Source organism: Balneolaceae bacterium (genome assembly GCA_034521495.1).
Taxonomy (GTDB): domain Bacteria; phylum Bacteroidota; class Rhodothermia; order Balneolales; family Balneolaceae; genus Rhodohalobacter.
In genome coordinates this window covers 87,924-100,873 of the sequence record JAXHMK010000016.1, presented here as the reverse complement: position 1 = coordinate 100,873, position 12,950 = coordinate 87,924, and the positions used below count along the sequence as shown (strand labels likewise).

Sequence of the window (12,950 nt, the reverse complement as noted above, 5' to 3'; positions counted from 1 at the left end):
GATAGTTTTTAAAATATATCTATGAGTAAAAATAAAACGGCTTTAATAACAGGAATAACCGGTCAGGATGGAGCTTACCTCACAGAACTGCTGCTGGAAAAGGGGTACACTGTGCACGGTATTAAGAGAAGGGCCAGCTTGTTCAACACGGATCGAATCGATCACCTGTATGAAGACCCGCATGCGGAAGATCCATCCCTGTTTCTGCATTATGGCGATATGACCGATTCCATGAATATCACTCGTATCATCCAGGAAACACAGCCCGATGAGATCTATAATCTGGCTGCGATGAGTCATGTGCAGGTAAGTTTTGAAAAACCGGAATACACAGCAAATGTAGATGGAACCGGCACACTCCGGATTCTCGAAGCCGTTCGGCTTCTTGGCCTTGAGAAAAAAACCAGAATTTACCAGGCCTCCACATCTGAATTGTACGGCAAAGTTCAGGAAGTTCCTCAGGATGAAAATACCCCGTTTTATCCACGCTCTCCATATGCTGTTGCAAAACTTTATGCCTATTGGATCACCGTTAACTACAGGGAAGCGTATGATATGTTCGCCTGTAATGGAATTCTTTTTAACCATGAATCACCCCGGAGAGGAGAAACTTTTGTAACCCGTAAAATTACCCGGGCGGCCTCCAAGATTGCTTTAGGTTTACAGGAAACCCTATATATTGGGAATATGGATGCCAAAAGAGACTGGGGGCATGCCATCGATTATGTAGAGGCAATGTGGCTCATTCTACAACAGGAAAAACCGGAGGATTTTGTTATCGCTACCGGCAATACCACTTCCGTTCGAGACTTTATTCAGTTTGCATTTGCTGAAACGGGAATTACCGTTCGATTTGAGGGTGAGGGAGTTCATGAAAAAGGTGTGATTGATACAATTGATGATGAGTTGAAAGAGAGCTCTTTGTTCAAACTCAAGCCTGGGGATGTAATCATAAAAGTGGATCCAAGATATTTTCGTCCTACGGAGGTTGATATTCTGATCGGAGATCCGTCAAAAGCAAAAGAGAAACTTGGGTGGGAACCCAAATACGATCTGAAATCGCTGGTTGTGGATATGGTACAGTCTGATCTGAAACTGTTTAAAAAACAGCAGACCCTACTCGATAACGGGTATGAAATATTGAACCAGGCTGAATAGCCGGCACAACTCCTGAATGATGAAAAAAGCCGTCCGTCACATATATCATCTTCTGCCGGAGGGCGATCTTTTGAAAATTGCCGCTCTCTTTATCATGATGATCATCGCATCTGTAATTACTCTGATCGGGGTGGGTACAGTGCCTGTATTTGTCTCGGCCGTAATTGACGCCGACCGTATTTTGAACTATCCTGTCCTGGGCGATTTCTTAACCGAGATTAACATCACCACTCCCCAGAAACTGGCTCTATTTGGAGCATTTTTTCTAATTACAATCTATCTTCTTAAGAATCTATTCATGCTTTTTTATAATTACATGAATAGTAAATATATGCTCAACCGGGTGCTTTATCTTCAAAACCGGATTTTCCATGCGTATATGAATTCGCCTTATACTTTTTTCATCGGCCGAAACTCCTCTGAACTTCTGCGGAATATTAACAGCGAAGTTGGTAAAATTGTAAATGGAACTCTGCAGCCGGCGCTTATAATTAGTCTGAATGGAATCATGACGTTTGTCGTGGTGGGTGGGCTTATTGCTGTTGAGCCGCTTATTACTGGTCTTGGAATTCTATTCTTTGGTGGATTTACGTTTTTATTCCTTCAAATGACTAAAAGTGCAATTTCGCGGTATGGAAGTGAATCCCTGGCTCACCGAAAATCGATGAACAAAGCGATTTTAGAGGGGTTACAGGGTTTTAAAGACGCCAAAGTTTTAAAGCGGGAGGCCTATTTTTTAGATCAGTATGATCGACATGCAAACCGCCATAAAGTGTATGATTTGAAAAATATGGTTCTGAATACACTACCCCGGCAAATCATTGAGATGATTGCCCTGAGCGGTATTCTCTTTATTGCTGTTATAATGGTTCTGCAGGGGAGAGAAGTATCTGCAATTGTTCCGATGATAGCTCTATTTGGGGCCGCAGTAATGAAGATAAAACCATCTATTATCGCAATTATAGAAAATACGAATAGTTTAAGATATAATATTTTTTCAGTTGAGGCGGTGTATCAGGATTTGACTTATCTGGAAAATAAATACAATCAAAACACGCCGCAGAGGGAGGGAAAGAAACTCAAACTGAAAGAAGAAATCCGTCTGAAAGATCTGGATTATTCCTACCCGGACCAAACCCGGCCGGCAATTCGCAATATCAACCTTACGATTCCCAAAAACAGAGCAGTAGCATTTGTAGGACCTTCCGGTGTAGGAAAAACCACCCTTGTTGATGTGATCCTCGGGCTGCTGGTTCCTCAAAAGGGATCCATTACAGTGGATGGAAAGAATGTATTTGAAAATCTTGATGCCTGGCAGCGAAACATCGGCTATATCCCCCAATTTATCTATCTGCTTGATGATACTATCCGAAGAAATATCTGTTTTGGAATCTCTGAAGACGAGGTGGACGAGGAGATGCTGGAAACAGCTATAGAAATTGCTCAGCTCAAAGAGTTTATTTCAAGCCTTGGTGAAGGGATGGAAACTGTAGTGGGTGAGAGAGGAGTACGTCTTTCCGGCGGGCAGCGGCAGCGTATCGGAATTGCAAGAGCATTGTACAATAATCCGCAGGTACTGGTGATGGACGAGGCCACATCTGCACTTGATAATGTCACCGAGAGAGTCCTCATAAAGGCGATTGAACGATTACGCGGCGATAAGACAATTATTATGATCGCCCACCGCTTAACAACCGTGAAAAATTGCGATACAATCTATATGATGAAAGACGGTGAAGTGATTGCTGATGGAACTTACGAAAACCTGCTGGTAAACAGTAAGGAGTTTCGGGAGATGAGCCTGGTGGATGAATCCTGATTGTTTGTCTTTTCAATTATCATCCTGCATTTATCTTCACCTAAAAAACTCATTCATCAGTTATCCCGTATTTGATGTGCGATCTCCAAACTGTTGTGGATTTTGGCTTTGCAACAATGGAAAGGATTTCCATACCCGTTCGGAGATTCTGAGTCAAACACAGGATGTGGTAGTGACGAGTGTGAACCTGATAATAGATCCATTTTTCGTATTATCTTTTTTTGAATCTTTATGTTATTTTTTTAATTGATATGTTTTGGATATTAAATGATTTTAATAATTCAGAGAGGGCTAAGGATTGTAAGGATTATCAAAATCAAAGAAAGTCAATTTCTCAACAGCAGCATCAATAAATGAACAAAGGTAATAAGCAAGAACCATTCAGCAGAAAAACAAACGGCTCACCCAACGGAAATAAATCCTATCGCGGTGAATATTATTCAGGGGAGAATTTTGCCTCAAGTGAGACCGAAATGGAGGAGCTGGATCTGCAGCAACTCTTTGCAACCATCATGCGGTATAAATGGTGGGTGGCCGGTATTGTAGTTGGAGCAGCTTTAATTGCAGGAATTATTGCGAAAACCATTCAACCGGTTTATCAAAGCTCCGGAACGATGATGATTGCCGAGGAGAGAAACCGATATACATGGGCCGGCGGCACCGATTTGAATAGTATGATGTCCTCTTCGTTTGGAGTTGGTGCGGGAAGCCGGATCGCAAATGAGATCCAAATACTTCAGTCAAGAACACTGGCACAGGAGATTGCCCAAAAGATTTACGAGCAGGAAGAGCTGCCCAATGGTGAGATGTTCCCTTCTCTTTACCTGGAATACCCTGACCAACGTTCTAAAATAACGGAGTCGATGCTGTCCTCTCGTATTATGAATAATATGTCAGTAAACCAGATTTCACAGGAGACGGATGTCATTACTATCTCCTATCAAAGTCCATCTCCGTTGGAGGCAAAGACCATAGTGGATCTGATTATGGAAACCTATATGGAGGTTTCTGCCCGCCAAAAAAGAAGCAGGGCTAATTCGGCTATCGATTTTCTGGAGGATGAACGGGCACGAATTCAAGATAGACTTGCCCGGGCTGAAGAAGATCTTCGGGACTACATGAGAAATACAAATTTGGTGCAGGTTGACGGCCAGACCCAGGCGGCCATTGATCGGGTTGCTGAACTCGAATCACAACGGCAAGAGGTACAGGTAGAACTGGTTGCTGTAAACTCCTCCATTGATTCATATGAAAAACAGCTCAATGAGATCAGGCCGGGGCTGGCTGAACAGTTTGCTGAAAATGTGAGTAGTCAGCTTGAAAATGCACAATTAAGACTGGCTGAACTTCGAACCGAACGTTCTTTGATTTTACAAAGAAACCCAACACTGAGAAATAATCCCGAAAGTGAACCGCAGCTTGTACAACTCAATGAAGATATTGAAAGGGTACGAAATGAGATCCGTGAGATCACCAGCAGTGTGCTGAATGCAGATGACTCAGATGTTTACATCGGCTTTCTCGAAAATGAGGATGGCGGAGTTACGGATCGTATTGTGGAACTTAGAAGAAACCTGATTGAACTGAGGATCCAGGAGTCTCAACTCATTGCACAGGAAGAGGTTATAAATCAACGATTACAGGAAGAAAACCAGTTCTTCGAGAATCTTCCGGAAAATATGCTGGACCTGGCCCGATTACGCCGTGAAGTTCAAATCAATGAACAACTCTTTACCGAGATCTCAACAAAGTACCAGGAAACTCAGCTTTGGGAACAAACACAATCCGGTAACGGGCAGGTTATTGATGAGGCAAGTTTACCCGGACAACCTACTTATCCAAACACAACTCTATTTATTCTTGTGGGATTTATGATTGGCGGTGTTATTAGTATAGGTTCGATATTAACTCATGAAACATTTAATCGAACTATTGACGGAACGGACAAAATTAGATCGATGGGATATCCTCTCCTTGCTGTGATTCCTGATTTCCATGAATATCTTTCGAAACGTTTTGAAGGTAAAGAACGGGTGAATATTGAAGGACGTTCTGTTTCAACATCCTGGACGACACTGATTGATAGCATTTCCCCTATTTCTGAAGCCTATAGACGGTTGCACAATAATATTGTATTTGCGGATCCCGACAAAAACTATCAAACGATCCTTGTAACCAGTTCGAGAAAAGCAGAAGGAAAGTCAACAATTTCGGTGAACCTTGCAGTAGCGTTTGCGGAATCTGGTAAGAAGGTACTTCTTGTGGATGCCGACCTTCGGCGCCCAAATCTGAACAGATTGATCGGTGAAGAACGGGAGCCTGGAATTGCTGAACTTTTTTATGATAAAGCGACAAGAAAGGAAGCCATTCGCCCCACAGCTGCACCGGGAGTTGATATTATAACATCCGGGCAAAAAATTCCCAATCCATCTGCGGTTTTACACAGCAAGAAAATGGTTGAGTTTCTTAAGGAGCTGAAACAAGAGTATGAGCATATCATCATTGATTCTCCGCCATATGGAGTGATTACCGACGCAGCACCTCTCATACAACATGCCGCAGATGGGATTCTTCTTGTATCTCAATTTGGGGAAACACAGGTCAACGAGCTCAATCATACAGTAGAAAATCTTCAGCAAATCCGGGCCGATGTACTCGGTACCGTTTTAACTGCTTACAGATACAAAGACAGTCGTGATTACTACTATTACAACGAATATACCTACGACAGTTACCAGGCTTATGAGGATTATAAAGAAGCTTAGGTTTAGGTATGAGACGTGAGATGTGAGATGTGAGATTTGAAACTTGAGCTTGACACGTGAAACCTGAAACTTAAATTTAGACCTTAAACCTACTATCTCTCAAATGAAAAAACTTCTGTCCCTGTTTGTCTCCACAATTCTGTTTATCATAACCCTGAACATTGGCACCGTAACCGCCCAAAGCCTCAATGCCTCTATGTTTCGCCTGGCAGAGGGATTTGTACGCATAGCTGAACCCGGTCAGCTTGCGGATACCCTGAACGTTTGGGGAGATGTTAGTGCGCCCGGACGATACATTGTACCACGTGGGACTACTGTTCATGAACTGATTTCATATGCTCGCGGTGCTACAACAAGCAGGGGAGGTTCCAGAGATCAAAACCTTGACTGGAATAAACTCCGTGTAGAAATCAACATCTCTTCCTACAATGGTACCCAAGAGTCTGAAACTGTAGAAAATTTTATTTACCGATATAATGAGCCTTATCCGGCAGAGCTAAGAACATATGTTTTGGAGAATGATGATATTTTGAGTGTAGAGATGAAACGACGTCCCAACTTCCTTGATTATCTAAGGGTATTTTCTACTGTAGTTAGTGCCACCGCGACGACCATCATCGTCGTTGACCGTCTGGCAGAATAATTTCAAATAGAAACCAATATTGATCTCTTGTAGTTTATCAATCCGTTCCAACTTTCATACAGGAGTTGATACGGGATCTTCTTCCGTCGGCCTTCCGGGATCGGTACCAACGGTGCAGAGTCGTTGGTGCGTAGGTGAATCTGAATCGAGTTCAGAATGACGTTATTGAAGTTGGGAGGTCTTAAGGGGAGAAGTTGTTGATTACCTCTTGCCAATCCCACCCGGAAGGGGTTAAATAAGTAGCCACCACTCCGTTAAAGCCTCGAGGTGCAGGCTCAAGTGATCTTCGAAAAATTGTGCTCCAAAACGATTATCTCGTTAGTCTTGAAATCAAAAGAAAACCGGCCTTTGTAGACTGCGGGACTGTGGTACGGGTCTTATCTACCGTCAGCTTGTCGGAGTACCATGCAGGTCGATCAGCGATTATTATAATAGATCGTATCTCTGAGTAGAGTGAAATATTTGGTTTAAGATGAAAGATTTCGCATTTAAAATCTTTCCGAATGCAGAATTGCAACCTGAATCCTGAATGAATTTGTCTTGTCGAATAAAAAAAGCTACTATTTGTGATCAATAGGGGACTGCCAAATGACATGGAGCTCAAGCATTTCCCGCAGATTCTACCTGTTAATTTTTCGCAAATATGGAAGATATAACTAAAGATCGCCCCAAAGATCCTTACGTACTGACACAGGACGATATAAAAGATCCACCAGAAACATTCCTGGAAACCTTGAAGCATTTGGGCCCGGGTTTTGTGATGTCAGCCGCAATTGTAGGCTCGGGAGAATTGATAGCAACAACTACACTGGGTGCAAGGGCGGGATTTGTAACTTTCTGGGTGATTATTTTGAGTTGCCTGATAAAAGTTACACTGCAGCTTGAGTTTGGGAAACACGCCATCAGCAACGGGGAAACCGTGATGAGCGCCTTTAACCGATTGCCCGGCTGGAATTTCAGAGAGATCAACTGGACCATCTGGACCTGGCTTTTTATCCAGCTATTTAAACTTTTGCAGGTTGGGGGGATTGTTGGCGGAGTAGCTATCACCATGAATATTTTCTTTCCCTCAGTGAATGTCACACTCTGGACATTCATTACAGCAATATTAGCCTCACTTTTGGTTTTTCGCGGATATTACTCTTTTGTGGAGCGATTCTCCCTGGTGATGATCGCCTTTTTTACAGTTCTCACTTTTCTCTCTGTCTATTTTCTACAATTTACTGAATTTGCTTACAGCTGGCAGGATATCGCCTACGGCCTGGAGTTCAATCTGCCTACTGCAACTGTTGGTGTTGCCATTGCGGCTTTTGGTCTTACCGGGGTCGGCGGTGATGAAATCATGTATTATCACTACTGGTGTATTGAAAAGGGATATGCGGCTTATACAGGTCCGGCGGAAAACACTCCGGAATGGGTAAACAGGGCAAAAGGCTGGACCAAAGTGATGTACTGGGATGCCGTATTATCAATGGTGGTATATACATTGGTTACGGCCGCATTCTATATTCTCGGAGCTTCAGTATTGCATGTGCAGGACCGAATTCCGGAGGGTTACCAAATGATTGAAACGTTATCTGGAATGTACACAGAGACGCTGGGTCCGGGTGCCAGAAATATATTTTTGATCTGTGCTATTGTTGTTCTGTTTTCAACACTTTTTAGCGCATTGGCAAGCTGGACCCGTATTTTTTCAGATGCATTCGGTAAGCTCGGTTTTTTGGATTTTCACGATATTGAACAGCGACGGAAAGCAATTGCTATATTCGCCTGGGTATTTCCACTACTGTGGGCATTGATGTTTCTGTTTGTTCAGCTTCCTGTATTAATGGTAATTATTGGTGGATTTTTTACATCCGTTTTACTTTTGATTGTTGTTTTTGCTGCTATACATTTCAGGTATAGACAGTTGAAACCGGAACTGGAACCGGGGACATTTTACGATATTGCTTTCTGGGTTAGTGTGATTGCAATATTACTCGCTGCGATTTACAGTATCATTCGATTTTTTTGATGGTTCATCTTATAAATTCACCGTCTAATCGCTTTGAGCGGTCTGACGGGTTCGATTTGTATCAATATAAACGACAACAGTTCACTAAAACCAAAATACCTCTAAACCGATGAAACAGTTAACAGTTCTCCTGATCACAACGCTCTTAATAACAGGTTTTACCGCCTGTCAGCAATCCAAAACTTCAGATGGTGAAACAACACTCACCAGAGAAGAGATCCTAAACGAATCGGAAGAAGACTTTGACAAAAGGATGGAGTGGTGGCGCGAAGCCAAATTTGGTCTGTTTATTCATTGGGGACCTTATGCCGTTCCTGCCGGTGTTTATAATGGAGAAAGACTTGAAAGTATTGGTGAATGGATCATGGAGCGGGCTGAAATTCCGGTAGAGGAATATGAACAATATGCCCGGCAATTCAATCCCACAGAGTATGATGCTGAGGAATGGGTTCAAATAGCCAAAGATGCAGGAATGAAATATATTATCATTACCTCTAAGCATCACGATGGATTTGCACTATGGGACTCTGAAGTAGGAGACTACAACTCGGTTGAATTTGCAGAAATTGGAAAGGATCTTCTTGCGGAATTGAAAGAAGCGGCCGATAAACATGATATAAAACTCGGTTTCTATCACTCCATCATGGACTGGCATCACCCTGATGCACAGGCACCACACTATCCCGATTATAATACCAGTGAAAAAATGAATCCAAATTTTGATCGATATGTGGAGGACTATCTCAAACCGCAGGTCAGGGAGTTGGTCGAAGAGTACGATCCTGCAGTGATGTGGTTCGACGGTGAGTGGATTCCGGAATGGACCCACGAGCACGCCGTGGATATGTATGTAATGCTTCGGCAGATGGATCCCGATATGATTATTAACAACCGCGTGGATGTAGGTAGGAAAGGAATGCAGGGGATGAATGAAGAGGGAGGCGAGTTTGTCGGGGATTTTGGCACACCTGAACAGGAGATCCTGGAAAGTACCAGTGATTACGACTGGGAAGCCTGTATGACGATGAATGATACATGGGGATACAAAGAGCATGACGACAACTGGAAATCAACCGAAACGTTGATACACAATCTGGTGGATATCGCCGCAAAAGGTGGGAATTACCTGTTGAATGTTGGTCCGACTGCCGAAGGTTTAATCCCGGCAGCAAGTGTTGAAAGACTGGCCGATATGGGAGATTGGATGGATATCAACAGTGAAGCGATCTACGAAACTGTGCGACTTCAAAATCATTTCAGGGAAGGTGAATCGATCCGATATACGAAGAAAAAAGGAAAACCGGTGTACTACGGAATCACATTGGAAGCTCCGGGAGAAACAGTACAATTCAGCTACCTGCAACCCGAAGAGAACTCAGAAGTTACGCTGCTTGGATATGATGAGCCATTGAACTGGGAGTTTGATGAGGAAAACGGACTCACCGTTCAAATTCCGGAAGAAGTCCGAAATAATGACAGTTTGAATACGGCCTGGGTGTTTAAAGTGACCGGAAGTGAGATTAGCTAATCATTGATCGATTGCTAAAAACAGTAGAAAAGATTTTGGAGTCTCTCTTTAAAAGGTAGTGGGAGAGGCGATTCACTCAAATCTCAATTTATTAAAACTTCAGTGACCGCTGAGTGAGGCAGAGAACTTTCCATACACTTAGATTGGCAGTGTTCTGCATCCATTGCGGTTCATCAAACTTCATTTTTAATCAATGAATAGATTATCTGTTGTAGTACCAATTGTAACTCTTTTATTCGGACTCATTTTATCTAACTGTTCGGGTTCTGGAAATTCCTCAAATGTACGCAGCTTGGAAGTTGAACATCTCACCAATCCCATTGGCATCGATAAGGAGAATCCCCGGTTTTCCTGGATTTATGATGATGAGGCAAGAGGAGCAGCTCAATCTGCATATAGAATTATTGTATCAGGCAGCGAAGAAAACCTTAAAAATGAGCAGGGTGATCTTTGGGATTCCGGCAAAATAAACAGCTCAAACAGTGTCAATATTCGATATGAGGGAGATGAACTTGAAAGCACAGAGAAATACTACTGGAAAGTGCGGATCTGGGATCAAAACGGAGAGCCTGCCTCATGGAGTGAAGTCCAGCATTTTCAAATGGGATTGTTAAATGAGGATGACTGGCAGGCGCAATGGATTACCACCCCGGACAGTACGGTCTCATCACCACTTTTTAGAAATGAATTTTCTATTGATAAAGAGATTGAATCGGCTACGGCTTTTGTAACTGGTGCCGGATATTACGAATTCTATCTGAATGGAGAGAAAGTTGGGGATCATGTTTTGGATCCTGCTATGACCGATTTCAGGAAACGAATTCTATATGAAACCTATGATGTAACCGGTCAGCTAAATGAGGGTGAAAATGCCTGGGGACTCTGGCTTGGAAACGGAGCGTTTCGGTTGAAGGCGGAAGAGGGACGATGGACCTGGTACGGCATGAACAATCAATTCGGAACACCGATGGGAATTGTTCAGCTTCATATTCAGTACGAAGATGGTTCAAATGAGATCATTGGCAGTAACGGTGATTGGAAAACAGATGCCAGTCCCATTATCTACAACAATGTCTACGGCGGTGAAGATTATGATGCCCGGCTGGAGCAGGCTGGATGGAATACGGTTGGGTTTGATGATTCCGCCTGGCAGTCAGTAGAAGTAGTTGATGATCCGGATGTAATTATGGATTCACAAGTGATGCCGCCGATTCGGGTGATTGAGACGATTGAACCGGTCACACAAGCCAATCCTGGATCAGGAACCTATCTGTATGATCTGGAACAAAACATCCCCGGCTGGTGGCGATTACAGGTTGAGGGTGAACGTGGAACCGAGATCAAAATTCGCGGGGCGGAAACGCTCAATAATGAACTCTTTCCCAAGCCGCTTAAGGAGGGCGACAGCCTCAGTACGAAACATCAATATCATGCAAATGTTTGGACAACCTATACTTTAAAGGGCGAAGGAATTGAAACCTATGAACCCCGATTTTTCTACTCCGGATTTCGATACATTGAGGTTCAGGTGGATCATCCGGAAGCAATTGAATCACTCAATATTGAAGGTCGGGTGGTTCATTCCGATTTGAAACGAACCAGCTCATTTAGCTCATCAAACACACTGTTGAATCAAATTTGTGAAGCAGCGGTGTGGTCTCAGCGTGGAAATCTACACGGATATCCAGAAGATTGTCCGCACCGGGAGAAAGGCGGTTACAATGGCGACGGACAGGTGATTGCCGAAACGTCTATCCACGATTTTGACATGCATGCACTCTATGCCAAATGGCTGAACGATATGAAGGATTCTCAGTATGAGAATGGCCGGATTCCGAACACATCTCCTCTAATGTTGGGCGGAGTAGGCGGGGGAATTGCCTGGGGAAGTGCGTACATTTTGCTGCCCTGGTGGATGTATCAATATTATGAGGATGCCGATCTTTTGGAAGAGCATTACGAAAGTATGAAGGATTACATGGCCTATCTCGAAAATCTTGCTTCAGAAAATGACGAAAATCCTGATGAAGAGTTCATCATTAATGAATTTGGTGGATATTGGGATTCTTTGGGTGAATGGGAAGCTCCGGTTCATGAGAGAACAGGGCCAATCAATCCACTTACGAACACCTATTATTGGTATCTGAATTCTTTAACATTTGCGAAGATTGCCGGGGTTTTGGGAAAAGATGAGGAGCGTGCAGAATACCTGGCCTTGGCCGATACGATCAAAAATGCGTTCAATGAAAAATTCTTTTTACCTGAGCTGAATCTCTATGGAACCGAAAAACCTGATCAGGGATATCTGTTGTTTGCGCTGAGTGGAGATATGGTTCCTGAAGATCGTCGCCAGGCCGTATTGGATCATTTAATTCATGATATTCAAGTGACGAGTGACGGTCATCTCGGAACCGGAATTTTGGGGACGAAGCATCTGATCAACTTCCTGGCTGAAGAGGGGCGCGAAGATGTTATTCACGAAGCAGTAACGAAAACAACATTTCCGAGCTGGGGGTACTGGATTGAGAACGGTGCGACTACTCTTTGGGAAAGCTGGGATGCAGAAAGTTCGCATAACCATCAGATGTTTGGTACAGTGAATGAGTATCTGTACAAGTACCTGGCAGGTATTCGATCTCCAATGAATGATGGGACCTCAACTGGATACAAAGAAATTCACATCAAACCGTACATTCCTGATGATATGGACTGGGCTGAAGCTTCTGTTGAAACGGTACGGGGAACCATTTCATCAAGATGGGAAAAATCAGAAAATAACCTGACTCTGGAGATTACGATTCCTGCAAATACAACCGGTAAAGTTAGTATTCCGAAATTGGATTGGAGCGAAGTTCAGGTTTCGGAAGGTGGAGATACGGTTTGGATCGATGGAGAAATCGTGGAAAATGATGCTCAAATTTCGGGTGGAAGAGAAGGAGACCGATTTATTGAACTCGATATTATGTCGGGCATTTATGAGTTTGAAGTGACTGGTGAAGAATAAGGGCAATCTGAACGTACTG

The 12,950-nt window shown here is 43.2% G+C and carries 7 protein-coding genes; all 7 read left to right on the top strand.

Annotated features, from left to right (window positions below):
* The first annotated feature begins 21 nt into the window (after positions 1-21).
* The 7 genes from gmd (at position 22) to U5K72_15660 (ending at position 12,931) form a co-directional block, all read left to right on the top strand.
* A complete protein-coding gene (gene gmd / locus U5K72_15690) occupies positions 22-1,158 on the top strand; it encodes a GDP-mannose 4,6-dehydratase (protein MDZ7720258.1) in 1,137 nt (378 codons plus the stop codon).
* A 16-nt stretch (positions 1,159-1,174) separates the two neighbouring features.
* Positions 1,175-2,977, top strand: coding sequence for an ABC transporter ATP-binding protein (locus U5K72_15685; protein ID MDZ7720257.1), 1,803 nt, complete (start codon positions 1,175-1,177; stop codon positions 2,975-2,977).
* Between the two features lie 353 nt (positions 2,978-3,330).
* Positions 3,331-5,742: a polysaccharide biosynthesis tyrosine autokinase gene (locus U5K72_15680; protein ID MDZ7720256.1), complete on the top strand. Its 2,412-nt coding sequence runs from the start codon at positions 3,331-3,333 to the stop codon at positions 5,740-5,742.
* A 103-nt stretch (positions 5,743-5,845) separates the two neighbouring features.
* Positions 5,846-6,385 carry a hypothetical protein gene (locus tag U5K72_15675; protein MDZ7720255.1) on the top strand — a complete coding sequence of 180 codons (540 nt, stop codon included), beginning with the start codon at positions 5,846-5,848 and terminating at the stop codon, positions 6,383-6,385.
* Between the two features lie 643 nt (positions 6,386-7,028).
* Positions 7,029-8,399, top strand: a complete 1,371-nt coding sequence (locus U5K72_15670; protein MDZ7720254.1) for an Nramp family divalent metal transporter — start codon at positions 7,029-7,031, stop codon at positions 8,397-8,399.
* Between the two features lie 109 nt (positions 8,400-8,508).
* Entirely contained in the window at positions 8,509-9,927 is a 1,419-nt protein-coding gene (locus U5K72_15665; protein MDZ7720253.1) for an alpha-L-fucosidase, read from the top strand.
* Positions 9,928-10,120: 193 nt separating this feature from the next.
* Positions 10,121-12,931, top strand: coding sequence for a family 78 glycoside hydrolase catalytic domain (locus U5K72_15660; GenBank protein MDZ7720252.1), 2,811 nt, complete (start codon positions 10,121-10,123; stop codon positions 12,929-12,931).
* Positions 12,932-12,950 lie beyond the last annotated feature (19 nt).